General features: G+C 64.4%; 25 protein-coding genes. 15 read left to right on the top strand and 10 right to left on the bottom strand.

Features of this window, described 5'->3' with window-relative positions; all coding sequences use genetic code 11:
* The first annotated feature begins 59 nt into the window (after positions 1-59).
* Positions 60-746 carry a recombinase family protein gene (locus B4K74_RS13410; protein WP_286693357.1) on the top strand — a complete coding sequence of 229 codons (687 nt, stop codon included), beginning with the start codon at positions 60-62 and terminating at the stop codon, positions 744-746.
* A 333-nt stretch (positions 747-1079) separates the two neighbouring features.
* Positions 1080-1994: a hypothetical protein gene (locus tag B4K74_RS13405; RefSeq protein WP_286693356.1), complete on the top strand. Its 915-nt coding sequence runs from the start codon at positions 1080-1082 to the stop codon at positions 1992-1994.
* Positions 1995-2071: 77 nt separating this feature from the next.
* Here the strand turns inward: B4K74_RS13405 and B4K74_RS13400 are convergent, their stop codons facing one another.
* From B4K74_RS13400 to B4K74_RS13380, 5 genes are all read right to left on the bottom strand, one after another.
* On the bottom strand, positions 2072-3055 hold the full coding sequence (locus B4K74_RS13400; RefSeq protein WP_286693355.1) for a hypothetical protein: 984 nt from the start codon (positions 3053-3055) through the stop codon (positions 2072-2074).
* On the bottom strand, positions 3052-4371 hold the full coding sequence (locus B4K74_RS13395; RefSeq protein ID WP_286693354.1) for a hypothetical protein: 1320 nt from the start codon (positions 4369-4371) through the stop codon (positions 3052-3054). The genes B4K74_RS13400 and B4K74_RS13395 overlap by 4 nt, the downstream gene beginning before the upstream one ends.
* 23 nt (positions 4372-4394) lie before the next feature.
* Positions 4395-5876: an N-6 DNA methylase gene (locus B4K74_RS13390; protein WP_286693353.1), complete on the bottom strand. Its 1482-nt coding sequence runs from the start codon at positions 5874-5876 to the stop codon at positions 4395-4397.
* The gene (gene hsdR / locus B4K74_RS13385) at positions 5858-9241 is read right to left on the bottom strand and encodes a type I restriction-modification system endonuclease (RefSeq protein WP_286693352.1); all 3384 of its coding nucleotides are present in this window, start codon (positions 9239-9241) and stop codon (positions 5858-5860) included. The genes B4K74_RS13390 and hsdR overlap by 19 nt, the downstream gene beginning before the upstream one ends.
* Positions 9242-9458: 217 nt before the next feature.
* On the bottom strand, positions 9459-9806 hold the full coding sequence (locus B4K74_RS13380; protein WP_286693351.1) for a helix-turn-helix domain-containing protein: 348 nt from the start codon (positions 9804-9806) through the stop codon (positions 9459-9461).
* A 145-nt stretch (positions 9807-9951) separates the two neighbouring features.
* On the opposite strand from B4K74_RS13380, the gene B4K74_RS13375 reads away from it, so the two are divergent.
* The 6 genes from B4K74_RS13375 to truA all read left to right on the top strand — a co-directional run bounded on the left by B4K74_RS13375 (position 9952) and on the right by truA (position 14241).
* Positions 9952-11019, top strand: a complete 1068-nt coding sequence (locus B4K74_RS13375) for a hypothetical protein (protein WP_286693350.1) — start codon at positions 9952-9954, stop codon at positions 11017-11019.
* Positions 11020-11180: 161 nt separating this feature from the next.
* Entirely contained in the window at positions 11181-11585 is a 405-nt protein-coding gene (locus B4K74_RS13370) for an acyl-CoA thioesterase (protein WP_286693349.1), read from the top strand.
* A gap of 56 nt (positions 11586-11641) precedes the next feature.
* Complete coding sequence (def, locus tag B4K74_RS13365) at positions 11642-12196, top strand: peptide deformylase (RefSeq protein WP_286693348.1); 555 nt, start codon at positions 11642-11644, stop codon at positions 12194-12196.
* Entirely contained in the window at positions 12196-12441 is a 246-nt protein-coding gene (locus tag B4K74_RS13360; protein ID WP_286693347.1) for a hypothetical protein, read from the top strand. The genes def and B4K74_RS13360 overlap by 1 nt, the downstream gene beginning before the upstream one ends.
* Positions 12442-12526: 85 nt before the next feature.
* Positions 12527-13480, top strand: coding sequence for a methionyl-tRNA formyltransferase (fmt, locus tag B4K74_RS13355; RefSeq protein ID WP_286693346.1), 954 nt, complete (start codon positions 12527-12529; stop codon positions 13478-13480).
* An 11-nt stretch (positions 13481-13491) separates the two neighbouring features.
* Positions 13492-14241: a tRNA pseudouridine(38-40) synthase TruA gene (gene truA / locus B4K74_RS13350; protein WP_286693345.1), complete on the top strand. Its 750-nt coding sequence runs from the start codon at positions 13492-13494 to the stop codon at positions 14239-14241.
* On the opposite strand, the gene B4K74_RS13345 is transcribed toward truA, so the two are convergent.
* On the bottom strand, positions 14238-14375 hold the full coding sequence (locus tag B4K74_RS13345; protein WP_123288467.1) for an entericidin A/B family lipoprotein: 138 nt from the start codon (positions 14373-14375) through the stop codon (positions 14238-14240). The genes truA and B4K74_RS13345 overlap by 4 nt on opposite strands.
* Before the next feature lie 100 nt (positions 14376-14475).
* On the opposite strand from B4K74_RS13345, the gene B4K74_RS13340 reads away from it, so the two are divergent.
* The 6 genes from B4K74_RS13340 to B4K74_RS13315 all read left to right on the top strand — a co-directional run bounded on the left by B4K74_RS13340 (position 14476) and on the right by B4K74_RS13315 (position 19471).
* Complete coding sequence (locus B4K74_RS13340; protein ID WP_286693344.1) at positions 14476-16161, top strand: thiamine pyrophosphate-binding protein; 1686 nt, start codon at positions 14476-14478, stop codon at positions 16159-16161.
* 173 nt (positions 16162-16334) lie between these two features.
* A complete protein-coding gene (locus B4K74_RS13335; protein ID WP_123288469.1) occupies positions 16335-17012 on the top strand; it encodes an NYN domain-containing protein in 678 nt (225 codons plus the stop codon).
* A 5-nt stretch (positions 17013-17017) separates the two neighbouring features.
* Positions 17018-17725 carry a tRNA (guanosine(37)-N1)-methyltransferase TrmD gene (gene trmD, locus B4K74_RS13330; RefSeq protein ID WP_286693343.1) on the top strand — a complete coding sequence of 236 codons (708 nt, stop codon included), beginning with the start codon at positions 17018-17020 and terminating at the stop codon, positions 17723-17725.
* Positions 17726-17803: 78 nt separating this feature from the next.
* Positions 17804-18229 carry a 50S ribosomal protein L19 gene (gene rplS / locus B4K74_RS13325; protein ID WP_286693342.1) on the top strand — a complete coding sequence of 142 codons (426 nt, stop codon included), beginning with the start codon at positions 17804-17806 and terminating at the stop codon, positions 18227-18229.
* Between the two features lie 153 nt (positions 18230-18382).
* A complete protein-coding gene (locus B4K74_RS13320; protein ID WP_123288471.1) occupies positions 18383-18871 on the top strand; it encodes a surface-adhesin E family protein in 489 nt (162 codons plus the stop codon).
* Positions 18872-18982: 111 nt separating this feature from the next.
* Complete coding sequence (locus B4K74_RS13315; RefSeq protein ID WP_123288472.1) at positions 18983-19471, top strand: surface-adhesin E family protein; 489 nt, start codon at positions 18983-18985, stop codon at positions 19469-19471.
* A gap of 64 nt (positions 19472-19535) precedes the next feature.
* Here the strand turns inward: B4K74_RS13315 and B4K74_RS13310 are convergent, their stop codons facing one another.
* Genes B4K74_RS13310 through B4K74_RS13295 form a run of 4 tightly spaced genes read right to left on the bottom strand, consistent with a single transcriptional unit; the run spans position 19536 to position 22585 of the window.
* Entirely contained in the window at positions 19536-20327 is a 792-nt protein-coding gene (locus tag B4K74_RS13310) for a tryptophan 2,3-dioxygenase (protein WP_123288474.1), read from the bottom strand.
* A gap of 7 nt (positions 20328-20334) precedes the next feature.
* Positions 20335-20871, bottom strand: a complete 537-nt coding sequence (locus B4K74_RS13305; RefSeq protein WP_286693341.1) for a CHAP domain-containing protein — start codon at positions 20869-20871, stop codon at positions 20335-20337.
* Positions 20872-20905: 34 nt separating this feature from the next.
* Positions 20906-22063: an acyltransferase family protein gene (locus B4K74_RS13300; RefSeq protein WP_286693340.1), complete on the bottom strand. Its 1158-nt coding sequence runs from the start codon at positions 22061-22063 to the stop codon at positions 20906-20908.
* A 36-nt stretch (positions 22064-22099) separates the two neighbouring features.
* On the bottom strand, positions 22100-22585 hold the full coding sequence (locus B4K74_RS13295) for a COG3650 family protein (protein WP_286693339.1): 486 nt from the start codon (positions 22583-22585) through the stop codon (positions 22100-22102).
* A gap of 123 nt (positions 22586-22708) precedes the next feature.
* Between B4K74_RS13295 and B4K74_RS13290 the strand changes: the two genes are divergently transcribed.
* Positions 22709-23233, top strand: a complete 525-nt coding sequence (locus B4K74_RS13290) for a hypothetical protein (protein WP_286693338.1) — start codon at positions 22709-22711, stop codon at positions 23231-23233.
* Positions 23234-23281 lie beyond the last annotated feature (48 nt).

Here is a 23281-nt window from a genome sequence, read left to right as displayed (position 1 = left end):
TGCCGAGCAGTGCAGTCAACTTCACTTCCCTGTCGAGCCATGTCCTCTACGCCGAGGGCATGTCACACAAACCACCATATAACTGCAAAACCGCCCTGCCGCGTCGGTATGTGGCCTATTTGAGGGTCAGCACCACTCGGCAGGGGCAAAGCGGGCTCGGCCTGGAAGCGCAACGCGAGGCGGTGACCCGCTATGTCGAGCAAGTCGGCGGAGTGCTCGCCGATGAAGTGGTGGAAGTCGAGAGCGGCAAACTGAAAGACCGCCCGGGTTTGCGTGACGCTCTGCAAGAGTGCCGGGTGCAATCTGCCACATTGGTGATCGCTCGGCTCGACCGACTGGCCCGCAATGTGGCCTTTGTCTCGTCGCTGATGGACGGCGGGGTGGAGTTTGTTGCGGTGGACGCGCCGTACGCCAACCGACTGATGCTTCATATTCTCGCGGCCTTCGCCGAGCATGAAAGGGACATGGTGTCGGCCCGAACGAAGGCTGCACTTCAAGCAGCCAAAGCCAGAGGGGTGAAGCTCGGGGTCAACGGCGCTCGGCTGGCCGCCATCCGGAAGGCCGAAGCAATCACATTCGCCCGAAAGATGGCACCAGCAGTCGAAGCCGCGAAGGCCGCCGGTTGCTCCACGCTCGCGCAGATTGCCGCCAGTCTCAACGCTCAGGGGTGTCGAACCCGAGCGGGAGCCCGATGGTGTCCGGCCACAACGCGGAGGGTCATGTTGCGGCTGGTTGATCCCCGGTGACCATGTAGGGATGCCCGTTCAAAGTTGCTGATACGGCCTGAAAAATCTGACTTCTAGCGCACTCGAAGTGGATCACTACCCGGAGAGCTGTGAAGTTGATTTCATCTTCCGTGCCAAGTCAGGACCTCCACGCTTCAAGGCCACCCCACAGCCTTTGGAGCCGCCGTGTTTCTCTCGTCTCCCGACCTCCTCGTCGAGGAAGCCTTCGCCTGGACCGCCCGCTGGGCGACACTGGAGCCGCAACCGGTTCACGTCGATCCAGAGCACCGCTGGCGTATCAGGAGTAGTCTCCAGAAAGCGGTCCGGCGGGGACAGCCCGAAAGGGCGGTCAGGATGGCCCTCGCCCTCCATCGGCTGGATCGTCGATATGTCTGGCGAGCCATCTCGACTATCGCCGTCGAGGATGTCGGCATCGGGGCTCCTGACGCCGTCTTCTGGGCCACCGCAGCCCAGCGCGCCGGTTTCCGTAAAGCTGTCGGCGAGCTGCCCCTGTTGATCGCTCTGACCCGGCGGATGACCACTGCAGTTAAATCCCGGTCCGCAATCGAACTGGCCTTCGTCACGGGCACCGGAGAGCCGGAGATGTTTCGGCTGTTCGGCGGTATGACCACCAGCCAGCTATTGGACCGATTTGCCGGGTCTGATCCTTATGAGGCATATGCCGCCCTGTCCGTGCTCCGGGGGATCGTGCCGAAAGCATACCGCATCCGCCCGCCCGATCAGCGGGGGATCGCGGTGGCCAGAGAGATGCTGACCGAGCAAATGGACCGGGACTTGGCCCGAGCCGCCAGAGCGGCCCTCTTCAATCCTCTGGACGAGATGAGCCTTGGCTTTGTTGTCGCCGCCCGTCTGCCGCAAGGCGATACCGAGCGTCACGACGCTATGCCCGAGAGCCGGCTCATCGACGGCTATCCGGCCGAGACGTTCGACCAGCACGAGCGGCTGGGGCGTCAGGCCCTCGGCCAGTTCGCCAGATCACTTTCCCCGCTCTCGCCCGCCTTGGCCTCCCTGTCTCCGGGAACGGCCCGTGCTGCAGTCGCAGACGCGGTGTTTGTGGTCGAAGGCCAGTGCCTAGACCACTGGCTGGGAGGTCACGATTTCGACCGGCTCAGGAGCGAGGCTGACAGCTACAGCTTGACCCGGCATGGCCTGTCGGCCGAGGCGGGCAGAAATGTCCGGCGGCTCGTCAGCGACGCTCTGGCCGATCTCCATGTCATCCGCCAGTCGGTTGTAGACGAGGCGGCGTAGCTATGCAGCTGGTACAGTCTTCAGGACGACAGGGTACTTCTGTCCTTCACTCGCCCAATCGGCCTTTCAAAATCGGATCACATACCGAGGTCACGCACCAGCCCGATCAAGCGCCTAAACTCAGCATCGACCGCATCGCTCTTCCAGCGGTTCACGAAACGGCACACGATCTGCAGATTGCCGCGCTCGTAGTGGCCGGAGCTGTCGATGCGGTCGAGGGAGTAGAGCATCTCCTCGTCGTCGACGTCGGGCTCGAACTGAAGAGGTATGCCGGTGATCGCACACAAGCGCTCCTGGTCGTGCAGCAGGTTCAGGACATAGGCGCGCAGCTCTTCTTGACTGAGGTCGCAGTTCTTGTTCTTCACCGTGCGCTCGACCTTCTGGCCGTTCGATTGGGCAGCAGTGCTCAAGGCGCGATTGGCCATGACCCATGCTGCGCGTTCGAGCGGATCGAAAGTCTTCACCGCACCGGCTTTGCTTGCCGACCGCTCGATCTTCTTCTTCCACTCAGGACGGTCATGCCACTCCGACAGATCGTCGCCGTTGATCAGGGCCAAGGTGTATGCCGCATTGTCCGGCTGAAGCTTCTGGAGCGTGCCCTCGGTGAACAGGAAGTCCTTGGCCTTGGGGTGCAGACCATTCCAGCTCAATCGACCGCCCTTGCGGTCTCTGTCGGTCCAAGGGTCACAGGGTTTGTGCAGTTCGACGATTTCCGGGCCGTCACGATCCGGGTTGGCTGAGGGTCTAGTCGCGATCTTGACCGGTTCAGCCCGGGATGTCGTCCACCACAACTCCTCTTTGGCGCGGTGCACCCAGATGTCGCCGCTGGTGTTGGCGATCTCGTCCGTCACCCCATACCAGCGCGAAGCCACCGGCGTTGTCGGCGTTTCTCCCCGTGCTGTTTTCAGGTTCGCTACCGCGTGGGCGATGTACCCCTTGCGGTCGCGAGCCTCCCAGAAGGGGTGGACAGTAAGGTTGTTGATCGTGGCGACCGTCGAGCGCCGAAGACACTCGGGCCAAAGGTAGTTCGACTGTCCGACATTGGCGATAAAAACTCTCATGGGGCGACCTTGCGACCCCGCTTGGCCTTTGGCGTGGCGGCGCGTTCGGCGCGGACGCGGTCGAGGAGGACGCTGGCGGGCTCGTCGGTCGGGTCTTGGGTGACCAACTCGCCCCGGAAGGCCTTGGCCAGTACCGCCTGGTCCAGCCGGTCTAGCAGGCGGCGGGCGGCTGCGGCCTCGGCGGTCAGGCGGTCGATCTCGCGAAGTGCTGCCCTCGTGCGTCGAGCGATTAGCTGCTGATTTTCGATGGGCGGCAGGGGGATCCGAAGTAGTTTTAGATTTCCCCCCGAAATACCATGCTGGCCAGCGGCAGACTTTATGCTCTGCTGAAGCTGCGTTCTTGCCTGCGGGGACGAAGCGATGATCTCAGCGAACTCCGGTGCCACTCGACTGTGGTCCAAGCGGACCCGTATTAGTTTGTCAGGATAGAGCATACCGCCATCAGGCAGCTCTTCCACCTGACCACACGCAGCAACCAGTTCGGGATTTCCGTTAAACCGCGTGAAGAGCAGGTCGCCGCGTCTCAGCGCATATCTGCGAACGTCCTCACCCGGTTCGGCGACGTAATATCTGACCTCTTCAAGTCGCACAGTGAGCGGCCGGATCGCCGAAATCTTGAGGATCGGGAAGCCGGGCGGGACATGCTCGGGTCGGCGGGAAAGTCCATTGCGCACTTCCTCAGCAAGAGCGCCGAGCGTTGTTATGCTCGCCGCCTCGACTTCAGCCTCCTTAACCGCATTCGCTAACACGGCCTCCTTGTACCGGGCGGCTAGGGCTGGGATGCGGTCGAGATCTGCGCGGGCGCGGACCGCACTGTCGCTCAGGGCGTCGAGCTTTGCCACGATCCGCCGCTGTTCGGCGACCGGAGGGACGCAGATCGGCATGCCTGCCAGATCTTTACCCCTCAGATTATTGATGTTGATACCGAGTGCGACCCGCTCAACGAACGCTCTGTATTCACGTGTCCTGAAATAGTTTCGAAGCCAGCCAGCCAGCTCCGGCGCGCGAGGCCGGACGACAGCGCAGAAGGCACCGAACGCAGCATCACCAAACTCTGCGTTGGCTGAGGCTGCCTTTCCTACCACCGTTCGCGAACCTGATGAGGATGCAATCACGAGGTCGTGGGGTCGGAGGAGCTGGTGCGAGGCCACAAAGCGGCTCGGCACAAAGACTAGATCGTCTCGATTGAGCCTTCCTGCCCCAATGTTGTTTGCTCGTAGAACCGGAACTAGATCTGGGCCCGGCTCATTCCGAACGGCACTCTTGTCGTATGAAACGCCCCGTACAAGGTCGAATATGTCAGCTCCAGTGGCCATTTCCCAACCTAGTGGCAGCTGGCTCACGCTTCCACCTCCGCCGGCACAGCCTCCTCGCCAGCCAACTTGGCGTCCACCGCTTCGACCTCCGCCAAGGCGGCCCGCAGGTGGCCCAAAATCGCCGCCGCGATGTCCTCGGGGTCGCTGAGGTCGTCCTCGGCAGCGTCGCTGTCGTCGCGCAGCCAGGCGACGTCTAGCTTGTCGTTACGGGCGGCGATTTCGGCGCGGGCGAAGAACCGGAAGCGGCCCTCGGCGCCCTCGTCGGTGCGCGAAGAACCGCCGTTGGGATCGTCGCCATAGGCCGCCTCGAACGGTGCGAAGTCAGCGATGGTCAGCGGCCGGGTCTTGCCGAAGGCGGGCATGTTGACCCGCAGATCATAGACCCAGACGCCCTTCGTGTTGGCCCGGTCTGTGGGGCCGCGCGTGAGGAAAAGGACGTTGGTCTTGACGCCCTGAGCATAAAAGATGCCCTTGGGTAGGCGCAGGATTGTGTGCAGATCGGCCAGTTCCATGACCCACTGGCGGAGGCGTTTACCGGTGTGTTCCTCGAACAGCACATTGTCAGGCAGGACCACCGCGGCCCGACCGCCGGGCTTCAGGGCGCGGACGATGTGCTCGACGAAGGCCAGCTGTTTGTTCGAGGTTTCGGCGGTGATCGAGAAGTCGGCGCGACTGGGTCGGCCACCCCCGGCCTTTGTACCGAAGGGCGGATTAGTGAGGATCAGGTCGGCCTTGCCCAGCGCCTCCCCGTCCGGCGTCAGGCTATCGCCCAAGATGATGGGTCCGTCGATGCCATGCAGCATCAGGTTCATCATCGCCAGACGATGGGTGTCGGGGACTAGTTCGATACCGGTCAGGGCATTGTTACGTTGGAAGAACCCCTGAGCCTGTGGCAGGCCGTACAGATCGTCGGTGGCGTCCTTGATGAAACGGTCGGCGGCGACCAGAAAGCCCCCGGTTCCTGCGGCCGGGTCCTGTATGACCTCTCCGGCCTGTGGCTTCATCAGGCGCACGATGCAGTCGATCAAGGGCCGCGGGGTAAAGTACTGGCCCGCGCCGGATTTCTTCTCGCCCGCATTCTTTTCCAGCAGGCCTTCGTACAGCTCGCCGAGGCCCTCTTCACGCGCCGAGAACCAATCGAGCCCGTCGATGGCGGTCGTCAGGGTCTTCAGGTTGGCAGGTTTGCGCAGCTTGGTCTGGGCGTCCGTGAAAATCGCTTGGACCGTCGGGTCAACCACCTTGCCGAGGTTCAACAGGGCCAGCTTGTAGTGGTCCAGCTGATCGACCCCTTCGCGTCGGGTGATCTGTCTCCAGCGATATTCGGCGGGGATCCGATCCTCGCGTCCGGTCTCCTCCATCATCTTTAGGAACAGTAGGAAGGTCAGTTCGGTGACGTATTCATGATAGCTGACCCCGTCACCGCGCAGGACATGGCAGAGGCCCCACAGCTTGCTGACGATGTCCTGTGTCGTGACCCTGCCCCGGGTTAGCTCGCCGTTCGCCATAGTTCCTCACTCAGGTCCGACAGGACCTCTTCCAGCCTACCGCCGAACCGCTTGTCGATCACCCGGAAGCCGCCGTCGGACTTGAAGGGTTCTTCATCGAGCGACTGGCGGTCCACGACGATCTCCTTCTGGAGCTGTTCGCCGATGCGGTGAAGCCATCGTTTCTGCACATCGCTCCAGTTCCCTTTGCGGGCCACGGTATCCACCGCCCGTCTCACCCGGTCACTATAGGGGATCAACGGGTCTCCCAGAGCGGCCTGCCGGACGTAGCCAATGATGGACGCGGCGATGTCCTCGTTCCTGGCATCCGACCATGCCCGGCGGATGTTGGCGTCGGTGAACCCCTGAGCGTCGAGCTGTAGCCGAAGGTCCCGCAACTGGGCACGGGTCAGATCACGTGGACGCTGCACCACAGTGGTTAGGGCCGCGATCTGGTTGACATTGGCCCGAATGAAGGCAGTGAAGGCGTCGAGGTAGTCCTCCGGGCGCTCGGCCTCACCATAACCCCGGCTCACGTCGACGACCTCGTCCGGATGTTCGGAGATCGGCAGCATGACCGGCGTTCCCCCCGTAGTCTGCCAGTCGAGGGCGGGGCCTAACCCCGGCCGCTTCCTGACCCATTCAGCGAGCTCATCGGCATCCCCGGCCCTGAAACGCGCCAAGGTATCCTCCGGCGTCTCGCCTGCCGCCAGTTCGGCCTTGGCCCGAGCTTCAGCGGGGAGCCGCTTCAGACGTCGGTTCAGCCGGACGATGATTTGGTCACGGACATCGGCCCGGTGACGGGCGTCCTCGACCTTGGCCAGCTCTTCAAGCAACTGGGTCAGCGTGAGGTTTGGATCGGCCGCGACCGGCCGCATTTCAGTCAGCGCCTGCAGGCGGCTGTACAAATCAACGGCGTCGAAGATGCGGAAGGTCTCCTTTCCGATTTCGGGGCAGAGCCGCGTCGCCCGGCCGATCATCTGCTCGTACAGGATCCGGCTGTTCACCCGCCGAAGGAAGACAAGGTTGGTGATCTTCGGCACATCGATGCCGGTCGTCAGCAGATCCACTGTAACTGCGATCTTGGGCAAGGCGTCGTTTCGGTATTCGAGGATCAGCTTGCCGACCTTGTCCACACTGCCGGTGAGTTTACGAATGGCGAGGTCCTCGATGTCGCCATGTGCTGCTCGGAAGGCATCCCGCAGAGCCTTCACGACAATATCGGCATGGGCGTCAGACGCGGCGAACACGAGGGTCTTGTCGGGCTCGGACAGGTCGATGTGGCGGGTCAGTTCGTCGGCCACAGCGCGGTTGAACGCCTCAGTGATAACGGTGCGATTGAAGCTCTCCACGTCGAAATCAAGACTGTCTGGCAGCTTGAACATTTCGACCTGGCCGGTCGGTGCATGGACGAAGGTGACCTCCTCTTCGGCCACGAAATGGATCCCGTCCTTTGACAGTGTGGTCGTGATGCGGATGGGCGGCTCATAGTCGATCAAATAGCCGTCGATCACCGCCTCGCGGTACGAGTAACGAAACACCGGCTCGCCGAATATCTCGACCGTGTGCAGGGCAGGGGTGGCGGTCAGTCCGATCTTGGTTGCATCGAAATAGTCCAGCACGCGGCGATATTTGGAGACGTAGTCGTCTTGATCACGGAAGCTGAGCTCGGCGTCTGACATCTCCCGGTCGAGGAGGTACCCCCTGTGGCACTCGTCGATGACCATGAGATCGTACTGATCAACCGTCGGCGCGTTGGCGGGGTCGTCCGCAAACAGGGTGCGACGCACCAGCCCCTGAATAGTGCAAATATGGATCCGCGTTTCGGGATCCGGTGTGACATCCCCGAGCCCTTTGAGCCCGAAAATCTCTGCAAAGGCCTTGCCCGCCACAACCTTGGTGGTGGTGAACTCGCGTTCGGTCTGATCGCCTAAGGCACTGCGATCCACGACGAAACAGACGCTGCGGAACCGCTTGGCCGCGATCAGGCGGTACAGCATGGCAATGGCCAGCTTGGTCTTGCCGGTGCCCGTGGCCATACCGATCAGCATATGCGACCGGCTCTCTGACAACCCTTTTTCAACCGCCTCGATGGCCCTCCGCTGGTAGGGCCGAAGATCGAAGCCGAAGTTGAACCCCTGCGTCTCCAGGGCCGCTTCAGCTGCCTCCTGATCGGCTTCCAGTCGCTCCAGAAGGCCGGCCGGGCTAGGCCAGCCCATCAAGGCGGACGCCGGGTTTGTGGGGCGACGCAGGTCCCGTCGCCAGATGCCCGACGCCGTTTGGAGTTGCTTCAGGTAGGGGCGGCCGTTGGTCGAGAAGACAAAGGGAGCCTTGAAGGCACCCCAAGGAGCCTTCCGGTGCAAATGCGCTTCCCCGGGAAAGATGCCCTCTGCATACCGTTCCGCCTGCGGCAGGACGCTCATGACATTGCGGTTCTGTCGCTTGGCCTCGACGACCCCTACCAACGTCAGACCCGCGAACAAGGCATAGTCCGCCGGTCCGCTCGCGGTTGGCCATTCCGCAATAGCCAGATTGCGTCCCTTGATCGGCCGGGCACCCTTGGCATAGCGGAGCTCTCGGGTGTCAGCCTCCCAGCCCGCTCTCTCAAGCTGCTGGTCGATGATGGCGCGGGTCGCGGCTTCGTCGAGATTGATCGCAGCGTCTGCAACCTCTGCTGCCTTTTCAAGCTTGGCGAGCTCAGCCGGCGCAGACTTCGCGGCTTGTCGCTGGGTCGCTTCAAGGGCAGCTCTGACTTCGCCTGCCGACGCTTCGGCCTCTTCCGCCAGCTTCTGCCAGACGCTGCGCTCCTCCGCCTCTCGACGAAGTCGCTCTGTCGCTTCAAGGTTTTCCAGCGCCAAGGCCTCGGCTCGGGCGTGAGCGATCTCAGCGGCGCTACGATGGGTTTCCGCCTCGGCCCGGAGCTGATCCAGTTCTTCAAGCAGGTCAGCGGCGGGATCGGCAGGTGCAGCAGGCGGAGTGAACGGCCCCAAGGCAAGTTTGGGGGAGCCGCCGTAGCTTCGGACAAACCATGCGGCCAGTTCCCGAGCGACCTTGAGGCCAGCGAGTGCCGCTGCAAAGTCGTCCAGATCGCCGTGAACAGCCTCGTTCCCCGCCTTGCGAAGATAGTGGAAGAGGTCGAGTGCCTGATGGGAGGCGTAACCAGTGCGGCCAAGCAAACCGAGAACGTCGGCAAAACTCTCGTCCGGCGACCTGAGAGAACCCGTCCGCGCGGCGACTTCCTTGGCCAGCAGTTCGGCAAACTGCCGCAACTTGATCATGGATGTGTTGGGGTCGGTGCGGAAATAGTGCTCCGCTTGCGCAGCCAGCCGTACGAACTGCTCCCCTTGCGGGCGCAGGAAATCGAAGTTGGCGCTGGCTGGCTTCATGAGGACCCCAAACCCACTTCAGCTCATAGGAGATGCCTCCGCAACCTTTAGTTTGGCGTCCACGTACGTCTGGAGTTTCTGAGCGGCTGAGGCCATCCCTGTCCCCGCGAGGGACTGCACGATCAGGTCGTCGGAGCCCTAGTACAGGTTATGGCCCACTTCCTATCACGAAACCCCAACTTGCCCGCCACTGACCGCCCAAGTCGATCCTTCGCCACTATTCGACCGGACCTCTCCTAGGCTTCAGGGCCACTTCAATCAGCTGGCGGAGCCAGTCCAAGTCGGTCCCAGACAGGCCGGATAACCGAGCGACAAGATTGGTCAGCTCCCGACGCTCAAGTGCTCCGGCTGGTAGCTCTGAGGTGAAAAGCTCCGCCGGATCGACTTTGAGCGCAGAGGCCAACCGGTCAATGTTGGAAAACTTGACGCCCGCTACCCCACGCTCGACCCGATTTATGGTGTCGAGGCTCAGGTCCGCTTGATCGGCGAGTTGCTGCTGGCTCATGCCGAGCCTGCGCCGATGTGCGGCGACCAACCTGCCAAATCGTACCCGTATGTCTTCCATTCTCACTCCTCGGTTGAGGAGTAGGGCCAACGGGACGCCGCAACAGGGCGCTGGACGCCGTGTTTGCCCAATCACCGATTTCTATTGCAATCAGCTTCACTTGAAATACGCATTGGCCTGAGCATTCGGCATCGGGGAGCGCGCAATGTCAGAGCAATCAAACCAACAGCCGCAGGGGAGCCGAGCGAGTGCCCTGTCAGCAGTCATTGGCTTCATCGTTGGAGGGCTGGCCTGCTTCGTCGGGATCCTGGTCCTATTGTTCGCAGAAGGCTCCGCCAAGGGAATAGCATTGGCCTTCTTCGTCCCGGGCTTCATCGTTTTCCCGCCACTAACAAGAGTTTTCCGGCAGCGATTGGCCTTCATGCGGCCCACGTTCGTTCCGCCCGCGCTAGCCTTCGGGGCGTGGGTCGTGCTGATGATCATCGTCACCCCGCTCTTGCCAGATGTCGCAGGCGAGACGATGCCGGGTCAGGCGTCGGGCAGCTCACGCGATTTACCCCCGAGCCGTGAGAAGGTGCTGGCTCAAGTCGAGACCTTGATCTCAGAGGGTACCGGCGCGTCGACCACCCAAGCCATCGTGGTGCTGAACGATGCGTTCACCCCGACCGAGCTCAATACCGACCCTCAACTCAAGCCGATTATGGACCGCGCCAAAGCGGCCTATGAACAAGCCAGCTTTGAGGAAAGAGCAGCCGCATATGCGGCCCGGCTGGACGGCTATTGGACTGAAAAGCTCGGCGAGATCTCAACGTCCCCGCCAAGTGCGCCAGATGAGATATGGAACCGAGAAAGTGTGTTCGCGGACATTGCACGTGAACTTGAAGATGGCGCCGAGTTCAAGAGCAATGCGGCCGCTGCCCGCTCAATGACAAACCTCCGGCGGGCATTGATCTCGAAACAGGCGACCGTCTTCCCCGTGCTACGTCGGGGGTATGGTACGCTCGTCGGGCGCGCAGTGTGGGAACAGGACGTCGAGATTGTTGTGGAGGGTGGGGGAGGTCGAACGATCCGGTTCATCGCTGGAATGTTCGCCGCCAATCGCAACATTGCGTCAGCCCAGCAGAGTGCCTTACCGCACATTCAGAAGCTCAGGTTCGGGAGGTCCCAGTACGAGTGGTACCGAGGAAGCCGGTACCAGTATTACAGCTTGGAAACGCCGACCGACCGTGCTGTGGGGTATTGGGAAAGCGGTCGCTTCGTCGAGGTGGACTAGCAACTCGGTCCGAACCCACTGCTCCATTCAGGTGTGACACATTCCTGCTCCACAAATGCAGACAGCCCTATATGGTACAAGGGCTTACGGAGACCCTCAGTGGTACACATCAAATCCTGTCGGGTGCGCCATTTCCCTTTCTCTCTGTATGGACCCTCGGCATGAGCGAGCCCGTGCCTGACCTGCCCACCGGTCGACCCGTCGGTCGGGTGATCGCCATGCCGGCGGATACCAATCCCGAGGGCGACATCTTCGGCGGCTGGCTGCTGGCGCATATGGACCTGTCGGGGGCGACCCCGGCGTTCGAGCGGGCCCAGGGACGCTGTGTGACCATCGCCCTGGATGCCATGGTGTTTCACAAGCCGGTGTCGGTGGGCGATGAGGTGTCAATCTATGCCGAGATCGTCTCGACGGGGCGCAGCTCGATCCGGGTCAAGGTCGAGGCGTGGAAACGGCCCCGCAATCAGGCCCATGCCCGGTCGGAACGGGTGACCGAGGGCATCTTCACCTATGTGGCGATCGGCGATGATCTGAGGCCCCGGCCGTTGCCGGACGTTCAGGTCTAGGCCCTGCGACCCTCGGGAATCTTGACCTTTCGGGGTATCGCGCCTACCTCGACCGGATGGCCATTCGACGTATCCTGACCATCGACAATGCTGCCGATCTGGCGGTTCTGAAGCGCGTGTCCGAGCCGGTCGAGGGACCGGTGACGGATGAGCTGCGCGCCCTGATGGATGACATGCTGGAGACCATGTACGACGCGCCGGGCATCGGCCTGGCGGCCGTGCAGATCGGCGAGCTGCGCCGGGTGATCGTCATGGACCTGGCCGACAAGCCGGATGTGGCCGAGGACGCCGAGGATGCGGACCGCAAGAATCCGCGCTGTTTCGTCAATCCGGAGATCCTGTGGACCTCTGAGGAGACCGCCCCCTACGAAGAGGGTTGCCTGTCCATTCCGGAGTATTTCGACGAGGTCCAGCGCCCGGCCCGGGCCCGTATCCGCTATCTCGACTACGACGGAAAGAGTGTCGAGGAAGAGGTGGGGGGTCTCTATGCCGTCTGCATCCAGCATGAGATGGATCACCTGAACGGCGTGCTGTTCATCGACCATCTGTCGCGGCTCAAGCGCGAGCGGGCCGTGGCCAAGGTCAAGAAGCTCGCCCGGATGGCTGCCTGATGACCCGACGCGCCCCCAAACGCACCCCCTTGAAGCGGTCACGCGACCGGATCGTCGATCCCAGCGGACGTCGGCGCCTGACCCGGTCCGAGAAGATCGGCATCGGCAGTGTCGCGACCCTGCTGGCCGTGGGCGCCCTGGGCGTGATCGCCGGCGTGATCATCGACCGGCTGCTGGACTTTGACTCGCTGGACACCGGCGGCGAATGGGACGAGGGCGGCGGGGTCTCCACCCGCTGGGAATAGAGACATTCTCCGGCCCTATCGCTCGTAACGCGGTTGCTCGCTGCTTGAGGGCGTGATCTCCGCCCATTGATCAGGATGTGATTTCATGCGTCTGGCCTTCATGGGAACGCCCGCGTTTGCGGTGCCTTCGCTGGCCGAGCTGGTGGCGTCGGGGCATGAGGTCGTTGCCGTTTATTCGCAGCCGCCGAAGCCGCGCGGGCGGGGCATGAAGCTGACCCCCTCCCCCGTCCAGGTATTCGCCGAGACCCTGGGCCTGCCCGTCTTCACGCCTGAAAGCATGAAGGCGGCCGAGGCCATTGAGGCCTTCCGCCGCCTCGATCTGGATGCTGCCTGTGTGGTCGCCTATGGCCAGATCCTGAAGCCCGAGGTGCTGGAGGCACCGCGTCTGGGCTGTCTGAACCTGCACGGGTCACTGCTGCCACGCTGGCGGGGAGCGGCGCCGATCCAACGGGCGATCATGGCCGGCGATGCCGAGACCGGCGTGCAGATCATGCAGATGTCCGCGGGGCTGGACGAGGGTCCGGTGCTGCTGTCGGAACGGCTGGGCATCAGTCCGCGCGATACGGCAGCCAGCCTGTCGGAGCGGATGGCGCACATCGGGGCCGGGCTGTGGCCCCGGGCGCTGGCGGCGCTGGAACGTGGCGGCGGCCAGCCGGTCGAACAGGTCGGCGAACCCACCTATGCGAAGAAGATCACCCCGGCCGAAGCGCGGATCGACTGGACCCGTCCGGCGGCCGAAGTGGATGCCCAAATCCGGGGCCTGTCGCCCTTTCCCGGGGCCTGGTTCGAGGTAGAGGGCGAGGACGGGCCGGTGCGGATCAAGGCGCTGATGTCCGCCGTGGTCGAGGGGTCCGGCGCGCCGGGCAAGGTTCTGGATGAGGCCCTGACGATTGCCTGTGGAACGGACGCGATACGGCTGGAGCGGGTCCAGCGTCCGGGCAAGGCCGCCCAGAGCGCGGAGGATATGTTGCGCGGCTTTGCCATTCCGACGGGCACAACCCTCCCCTCAAGCAGCGAGCCGCCGCGCGGCGAGCTGTAGGGGAGACAACCATGCCCCGCTACCGGCTGACGGTCGAATATGACGGCTCGGGCTATTGCGGCTTTCAGGCCCAGGCCAGCCTGCCGACGGTGCAGGGCACGCTGGAGCACGCCATTCTGGCCTTCAGCGGCGAGGCGGTGCGGATTGCGGCGGCGGGACGCACCGATACGGGCGTGCATGCCACGGCCCAGACGGTCCACGTCGACCTGACGCGCGACTGGCCCGGGCGGACGGTCATGAATGCCATGAACGCCCATATGATCCATGAGCCGGTGGCGGTGCTGGACGCTCGCAAGGTGTCGGACGACTGGCATGCGCGGTTTTCGGCGACCGGGCGGGGCTATCTATACCGGATCCTGAACCGGCCGGCCCCGCCGGCGCTGGACCGCAAGCGGGTCTGGCATGTGAAACAGCCGCTGGATGCCGAAGCCATGGACCGGGCGGCGCAGGCGCTGGTCGGACTGCACGACTTTACGACCTTTCGGGATGTGAACTGCCAGTCGGCCTCACCGCTGAAGACGTTGGACGTGGCCCGGGTCGAGCGCGTCGACGAGGAGGTGCAGCTGGTGTTTGCGGCGCGCAGCTTCCTGCATCGGCAGGTGCGGTCGATGACGGGCACGCTGGCGCAGGTCGGGCTGGGCCGCTGGTCGGTCGAGGCTGTGGCCGCAGCCCTTGAGGCGCGCGACCGAGCCGCCTGCGGGCCCGTAGCCCCGGCCGAGGGATTGTACCTCGACCGGGTCGACTACGAGGCCAAAGCCTAGTTTTTCGCTTCTTCGGCACCGCTGGTGACGGCGCCGCCGACGGCTTCGACATCGCGACCGATGCCGGAAATGGTGTTGCAGGCAGAAACGGCCAGGGCCGAGGCGATGAGGGCCAGGGTGATGATCTTGCGCATGGGGAACTCCTGTATGGCCAAGCTCTAACGCGGACCCGGCCTGCGGGTTGCATGGCAGAGCAATGGTCAAGACTGGCCCTGATCTGCTAGCAGCAGACGCATGAGCCAAACCGCACACACCGCCCGCACGAGCGCCGCCCACCGTCTGGTGCAGACCCTTCTGATCAATGAGATCGACACCGTCTTCTGCGTGCCGGGGGAGAGTTATCTGGCCGTGCTGGATGCGCTGGCCGATGTGCGCGACCAGATCCGGGTGATCACCTGCCGACATGAGGCGGGGGCCGCCAATATGGCTGAGGCCTATGGCAAGCTGACCGGCAAGCCCGGCGTCTGCATGGTCACGCGCGGACCGGGCGCGACGCACGCCTCGATCGGCGTGCATACGGCGCATCAGGACTCTACGCCGATGATCCTGTTCGTCGGCCAGATCGCCCTGACCGACCGGGGACGCGGCGCGTTTCAGGAGGTCGATTACCGCGAGGTGTTCGGCGGCCTGGCCAAATGGGCGACCGAAATCGAGACGCCGGCACGCACGGTCGAGATCGTCGAGCGCGGCATCGCCACCGCCCTGCAGGGGCGGATGGGGCCGGTGGTCATCGCCCTGCCCGAAGACATCCTGCACGACGACGGCGGTCCGGCCCCGGTCCGGCCCGTGACCCCGGCCCGGTCTGCGCTGGACCCCGCGATTGCCCGCGAGATCGAGGCGCGGCTGGCCAAGGCGGAGCGCCCGCTGTTGATCGTCGGCGGCTCGGGCTGGACCCATGAGGCGGCGCATGCGCTGGCCGCCTGGTCCGAGGCGCTGGGCCTGCCGATCACCGGCTCGTTCCGCCGGAAGGACATCATCGCCAATGACCGGCCGAACTATGCCGGGGATCTGGGGCTGGGCTGTAATCCCAAGCTGATGGCGCGGGCGAAGACCGCCGACCTGATCATCGCCATCGGCGCACGGCTGGGCGAGAACCCGACGCAGGGCTACACCCTGTTCGATCGGGAGCACACGGCCAGGGTGCTGGTGCAGATCCATCCGGGGCCCGAGGAACTGGGCCGGGTCTGGCCGACGCTGACGTCGGCTGTGGCGGATAACAGTCTGGCGGCCCTGGCCCTGTCGCAGCTGGAGCCGGGCCGCACCTGGCACGATCTGGGCGACGCCGCCCATGCGGATTTCGAGGCCTTTTCGACCCCCGTGGAGGTGACCGGCGCGGTCAATCTGAGCCAGTGCATGAAGCATCTGGGCGAGGTCATGCCCGCCGATGCCATCGTCACCAATGGCGCCGGAAACTTTGCCGCCTGGCTGCACCGGTTTTATCGCCACCGCGCGTGCCGGACGCAGCTGGCCCCGACGTCGGGCGCCATGGGCTATGGCTGGCCGGCGGCGCTGGCGGCCAAGGCGGTCCACCCGGATCACGAGGTCATCTGCGTGGCCGGCGACGGCGACTTCATGATGACCGGGCAGGAGATGGCCACCGCCGTCCAGCACGGGCTGAACCCCGTGGTGATCGTGGTCGACAATTCGACCTATGGCACCATCCGCATGCACCAGGAGGGGCATTACCCCGGTGCGGAACGGGTGATCGCCACCGATCTGAAGAACCCCGACTTCGTCAAATGGGCCGAGGCGTTTGGAGCGTTCGGCGTGCGTTGCGAGACGACCGAGGATTTTGCAGGCGCGCTGGAGACGGCGCGGAGGGAGGCCCGCGAACAGGGCGTGCCCGCCCTGATCCACCTGATCACCTCGGCCGAGGACATCGCGCCCAACCGCACCATCAGCGGGATGCGTGGGGGGTAGGAGCGCCGCTTCGCTCCTCGCGTCACGAGACGCCTGACTGTCGGAGAATATCTAGCGAAACTTGACTTTTGTGCATGCCGTGCACATTCTGACGTACATCACTCCTCCGATTGCTTCGGCGGTCGGACGCGCGGCGGGCCCAAGGGTCCGCCGTTGCATTTTCTGGCTAGGCCATGCGGACGAATGTCTACGTAGACGGTTTCAACCTCTATTACGGCTGCCTGAAGGGCACGCCTTACAAGTGGCTTGATCTGGAACAGCTTTTCGACCGCGTGCTTCCTCGAAATCAGGTCGAAACAATACACTACTTCACTGCGCGGGTAGAATCCCGCCCCGGCAACACAGACGTTGCCGTTCGCCAGGCCACATATCTTCGCGCTCTGGCCACGCTTTCCCGTGTTCAGGTTCATTTCGGCAATTTCCTAGCATCGCCAGTTCGTGCACCTGTTCTCGAATGTAACCCCAAGGGCTATCCGCTGCGAAATAATGGGCAGCTGGTCGTGAAGCGAAATCCAAACGGCGCGGTCGTGATGGAATGGGTGCACAAGACCGAAGAGAAGGGATCGGATGTCAATCTGGCCGCCCATCTGTTGCGGGACGCATTGAAGGGGACGGTCCCGGCAGCAGTAGTGGTCTCCAATGACTCCGATCTTCTGACTCCCATCCGTATGGCGCAGACGGATGGCGGCATTGTTGTCGGCCTGATCCCCCCTCGACCCAATGGGAGCGCTGAGTTGAAAAAGCTCGCCAGCTTCAAGAGAGACATTCGCCAGCACGATCTGGCAGCCTGCCAACTGCCCACCACCATGACAGACGCATCAGGCACTTTCACCAAGCCGATGGATTGGTGACCCCCATGCCCTACCCCGTCACCGTTCTGACCATGTTTCCGGAGGCTTTTCCGGGGCCGCTCGGCGTGTCGCTGATCGGTACGGCGTGGCGTGAGCGGGGGCTGTGGAGCCTGGATACGGTTGACATCCGGGCCTTTAGCGACGATAGGCGCGGCTTCCTGGACGACACCCCTGCGGGTGGCGGCCCCGGAGCTGTGCTGAAGGCCGATGTGGTCGCCCGGGCTCTCGACAGTCTGGATGGCCCGAAACGACCCCTTCTGTACATGAGTGCCCGGGGTCGGCCCCTGACCCAGGCGCGCGTGAAGGACTGGGCCACAGCCGACGGTCTTGTCGTGCTGTGTGGCCGGTTCGAGGGGGTGGACCAGCGTGTGCTTGACGCGCGCGGGTTCGAGGAAGTCGCGGTCGGCGACGCGGTCCTGGCCGGTGGCGAGGCGGCGGCGATGGTGGCGATCGAGGCGTGCGTGAGACTGTTGCCCGGCGTCCTCGGCCAGGCGGCCAGTCTGGAGAGTGAGAGTTTCGAGGACGGGCTTCTGGAGCATCCGCAGTACACGAGACCGCGGACGTTCGAGGGGCACGACATTCCCGAGGTCCTGCTGTCGGGTGACCATCAAAAGGTCGCACGGTGGCGCGAGGAGCAAAGGGAGAAGACCACCCGTGAGCGGCGTCCCGATCTGTGGGCCGCCTTTACGGACAAGACGACCCCGCGAGGCTGATACCCTCGCAAAGACGACCCCGCGGGCCAGCCCCGCCAATTGACAGCTAAAGGGCGCAAAGCCCGACGGAGAGTGACCATGAATATCGTCCAGCAGCTTGCTGCCGAAGAAAAAGCCCGCCTGCTCGAAGCCCGTGAGATTCCGGTTTTCCAGCCCGGCGACACCCTGCGCGTCAATGTGCGGATCAAGGAAGGCGAGCGCGAACGCGTCCAGGCCTTTGAAGGTGTCTGCATCGCCCGCTCGGGTGGCGGCGTGAACGAGACCTTCACGGTCCGCAAGATCAGCTTCGGCGAAGGTGTGGAGCGGAAATTCCCGATCCTGTCGCCGAACATCGAATCCATCGAGGTCAAGCGTCGCGGCGTCGTGCGGCGCGCCAAGCTCTATTATCTGCGCGACCGTCGCGGCAAGTCGGCCCGGATCGCCGAGCGCCAGACGGTGCGCCCGGCCAAGGGCGTCGCCGTGCCGGAGACCGGCAAGGCCGAGACCCCCGACACCGAAGCGTAAGACACAGGTCCGCAAGGACGCGAAAGGCTCCGGAGCAATCCGGGGCCTTTTTGCTGGGCCCTGTCGGGGCTCCGTCAGAAGACGTCAGAGATCGACGCTTGCCGACGGCGCCGCGGCGAGTAACCTGCCGGGATCGCCATCCTGGAGCCTGCCATGCGCCTCGCCGTTACTCTCGCCACCGCCGTCGTCGCCGCCACGACCCTCGGCGTGTCCGCGCCCCGCGCTCAGGAAGCGCCTGCAGTCGACGGACCCTATTATCTGATCGACATCACGCGGGAGGCGCTGATCTTTGTCGCGGGGGGCACCGTGCAGAAATCGGGCAATATCGCGAACGTCACCGTCATCACGGGCTCGTCACCGGAAACCCTGGCCGAGACCGGGTTCGCGCGTCTGGACATGCGCTATCAGTTCGATTGCCGGAACGCGACGTACAAGACGCCGAGCTTTGCCGGGTATGGCGCGGGGGGCGAGTTGATGGGTGCCCTCACGGACGACGCGGACTGGGAGGCGGTCAACCCGGACGCGCCATCCGCCCTTGTGCTGGACTTCGCCTGCAACGGCACCATTCCGGCCGGCAGCGAGCTGGAAGGCGACGTCCAGATAATCGTCACCGAATACCGCGCCTTCATTCTCGAGCAGTAGGCCGACCCGGCCGGCCCTGCATGACTGAACCTGACGCGAGGCGCCTGCCCCCTGTCGCGTTTCAAAAAGCCGGGTTATGAATTCGGTCAGACGCCTGTTCAGGAGATTATCATGCGCCTCGCCCTTGCCTTCGCTGCCGGAACCCTGGCAGCCACGACCTTTGGCTTTTCCGCCGCCCAGGCCCAGTCGGCCCCGCCGGTCTCGGCCCCCTATTACATCATCGATGCCGACACCAATGCCCTGGCCCTCGCCTCGGGCGGATCGGTTCGCAAGTCGGGCAATATCGCCAGCATCACCATCGTCATGGGCTCGCACCCGGACCAGGTGGCCGAAAGCGGCATCGCCCGTCTGGACATGGCCTATGAGTTCAACTGCGCGAACTCGACCTATCGTACGCCGGGCGCCGCCGCCTATGACGTCAATGGCGGCTTCATGGGGGCCATTGACGACGACGAGCCGTGGGAAGCGGTGGCTCCCGACAGCAATAACGCGACCTTCAAGGGCATCGCCTGTGACGGCGTGATCCCCGACGACAGCGAAGTCGGCGACAATCTGACCGGCATCATCGCCGTCTATCGCGACTGGGTCGTGGAGCAGTAACCCACGCCTCCAGAATGCAGAAAGGGCTCCGGTTTGCGCCGGAGCCCTTTTTCGTGGTCGCAGCCTAAAGACGCGTGCGCAAAGACCAGAGCTCGGGGAAGCAGCGGCGCTTGAGCGTTTCGGTCAGATAGCCGACGCCATCGGTGCCGCCGGTGCCGGTCTTGCGGCCGATGATGCGCTCGACCGTGACCACATGCTTGTGTCGCCAGGTCAGTAGGGCATCGTCAAGATCGACCAGCTTCTCGGCCAGCTGATAGAGCGCCCAGTAGCGTTCGGACTCGCGATAGACCGTCAGCCAGGCGGCCTCGACCGCCGGATGGGGTTCGTAGGGGGCGCTGATGTCGCGCTCCAGAACCTCGGGCGGCAAGTCGAACCCGGCGCGGGCCAGTTGATGCAGGGCGTCGTCATAGAGGCTGGGCGCCTCGATGGCGGCCTTCAGCGCGGCGTGGGCATCAGGCCGGTCCTCGTGGTGGGCGAGGAAGCGGGCATCCTTGAGGCCCAGCATGGCCTCGACCCGGCGGAACTGGTCGCTCTGAAAGCCCGAGCTGGTGCCCAGCACGCCGCGAAAGCGCAGATAGTCGGCGGGCGTCAGGGTGGCCAGGATGTCCCAGCTCTGGGTCATGACCGCCTGGATGCGGCTGATCCGGGCCATGCTCTTGTAGGCGGGAACCAGATCGCCGGCGCGCACCAGCTGCTGGGCCAGCGCCAGTTCGTGCAGGATCTGCTTGAGCCACAGTTCCTTGGTCTGGTGGATGATGACGAACAGCATTTCGTCATGCTGGTCCGACAGCGGGTGCTGGCAGGCCAGAAGGTCATCCAGCGCCAGATAGCCGGCATAGGTGATGGGGCGGGTCATGCCGGCCTCACGGCTGGCCGAAGCCGAACTCCGCAGAGGTCTCCGGCAGGGCGGCCTGACGCATCGGCGCGGAGCTGATCAGCGGCTCCTTATAAACAAAGCCGTAGATCGGATAGACGCTGGAGCCCAAGTCGTTGATCGGGGCGTACCAGACCTTGACCGCACTCCAGTCACCGGCGTCGGAAACGTCGACCACGGTGACGTTTTCCTCGATCTTGCCGCGGCTTCCGCCCCAATTGGCGTGGGTGACGCGGATCACGCGATCGGTCAGCACTTCGGAGACCATGGCCACATGGCCGCGTGTCATGCGCCCGTGGGGCTGGAACACCAGGACGGCGCCTGTTTCAGGCCGGGTGCCGGTGCGGAACTGTTGCGTCCCCTGACGCCACCAGGTCCAGGCATCGCCGTAGATCTCGATGCCCGACGCCAACCGCACAAAGGTGACACACTGCCAGTAGACGTCCTGGGTCCGTCCCGGAGAGACGGCAAACAGGCTGAGACCAAGGGTGGCGGCAACCAAGAGGGCGGAGAGGCGTTTCAGCATGCGGAGCACTGTGCGCTGTTGAGACTGCTTCGGCCTATACGATAGTTTTCGGAGCCTGAAACCCCTCGACAGGCGAATTCGCTGTGGGCGACACTGTGGGCGACGTCGGCTTTGCCCGTCCGGGCCTGCGGGCGCGGAGCCACCCACGTGCCGGTCGTTCGACCAGATGATAGGTGCCTGCGGCCACCACCGGCGCCATCAGCACCAGCGCCAGCCAGACGGGCCACCACAGGCCCGCATCGCCCGCACCGGTAAGGCGGGCGGCCACGGTCACCGCGACCAGCTTGACCGGAATGCAGACCATATAGACCGAGTAGCTGATCTCCCCCAGATAGACCGCCGGGGCCGAGGCCATGATGCCGGCACGCCCGTTGGGGATACCTGCGAGGCCCAGGATCATCAGACCCGCCACCACCACGATCAGGGCGTCGGGGGCGCTGAGGGCCGCAGAGGCGGCCAGCGCCAGGGCGGAGACGGCCGCAAGGGCCGCCGGACGGGCCAGCGGCGCGCGGCGGTACAGCAGATAGAGGGCACAGCCATAGGCGAAGCACGGCACGATCCGGAGCGCGCCCCACTGAATGGTCGCCTGGGTCAGCGGGAAGCCGGCCAGCGCCTGAAACACCAGATAGATGGCCGGAATGAAGGCCGCTGTGAGAGCAACGGCGATCCATGGCCGGTCGCGCATCCGCCAGGCGACGGCGGCGAAGACGGGGAAGGTCAGATAGGCGAACCATTCCGCCGAGATCGACCAGGAGGGGTGGTTGAAGGCCGCTTCGGGCGCCAGACCCCAAGCGTGAACCATGGCCAGATTGGCGGGCAGGGAGGCCCAGTCAAGCACACTGGCATTCAGCGACATGCCGGCGACCGTGGCCGCCAACCCCAGCGCCATCACGCCGAACAGGGTGAACAGATGCAGCGGATAGACCCGCGCCAGCCGCGCCCAGAGGAAGCCGCCATAGTCAGACCGGCGTGTGCCGAATGCCTCGAGATAGACGTGGCACAGTATAAACCCCGACAGGACGAAGAAGACCTCGACCCCCAGATAGCCCTTGGCCACCGCATGGGGCAGGACACCGACGTCGAGGTCCGGCCAGAAGGCATAGACCACCACCCAGGCCGCAGCCAGAAAGCGCAGCGCCGTCAGGGGGCGGAGATCGGCGGGGCCGTGGAGTTCGGGCGGTGAAGCGGTCATGGCCGAAACCCTGCCATGCCGCCGATGTGAGAACCGTTAAGAGGCGGGGGCGGTCGTGGCATCCGCGGGGGCGTCGACCACCAGGCCGGATTCGCCCGCGCTCATGATGGCCGAGACCGTCGCGGCACAGCCGTTCAGGGTCTCCCCGCCGACCTCGAGACGGGCCGTCAGCGGATAGGTGCGGTCGCTCATGCCATCAGAGCATTCGGTGGCCATCAGGATCAGGTCCATGGGCGCCCCGTCCGCCGTGGTGCCGCGCCAGCTGGCCACCGTGCCCATCAGCTCGACGCCGTCATGCGTGGCCCGGCGCTCGGGGCGATCCACACCGGAATAGACCAGGGCATCGGCGGTCACGTCCACGCCCCAGAAGGGTTCGGTGCCGAGCGCCCGCAGGGGTTGGTCCAGCGGCACGCCACCCAGTTCCAGCACCGGTGCCGGAGCCTCAACCGGCGGCGGGGCCTCGGCCTCGGGCGAACAGGCGGCGAGGGCCAGAACGGCGACGGCGGACAGGATCAGACGCATCATAGGACTCCCGGAAGGTACACGCCATGCCAACGCCATCCCGTGACCGGGGTCAAGTCGCCGCCGCTCGGCGATTTCCGGGTTCCGGTGTAGGGTTAACGCCGAAATCTGAAAGGGTGCCCCATGAAGATCCTGCGTATCGTGCTCGTTCTGGCCGTGCTGGCCTATGCCGGGTGGCTGGCCTGGCCTTTCCTGTCGCCCTTCCTCGAAGGCGCGGGCATGGATGCCGCTGCAACCCGGGCCGGGGCCGAGGCCCAGGTCGGTCTGGACCTGCCGGTGATCGCCCTGTGGGTCGGGGCGGTGGTCCTGTATCTGGTCGCCGCGGCCCTGCTGGGCTCCGGCAATCCCCGGGCGGCCGTCGCCTATTTCCTCGGCTTCATGGCCGATGCCGTGCTGCGGCTGGCGATCGACCGCGGCGGGTTCGGAAGCGGTAGCGATATGGGCGGCAAGGCCGATCCGAATTCGCCGATGGCCCAGTCGACCATCACCGAGGGCGGCCCGGCGGCGGCCCCCGGCGGGCTGGGCGCGGATCTGGGCGTTGACCCGACCTGGCTGGTTCTGGGGGCGCTGGTGGTGATCGGCATCCTGATCGTGGTCGTCACCCGGGCGCGCCGCCGCAAAAGGACGCCGGGCCAACTTTCCATCTAGGGCTCCCGACCCCACATCGGTCTTGCCGGTTGATTCCCGCGTCAGGGG

The sequence above is a fragment of the Brevundimonas sp. UBA2503 genome, assembly GCF_002341485.1.
Lineage (GTDB): Bacteria > Pseudomonadota > Alphaproteobacteria > Caulobacterales > Caulobacteraceae > Brevundimonas > Brevundimonas halotolerans.
Note: the sequence above shows the minus strand (reverse complement) of the source record. Positions and strands in the feature narration are given on the sequence as shown.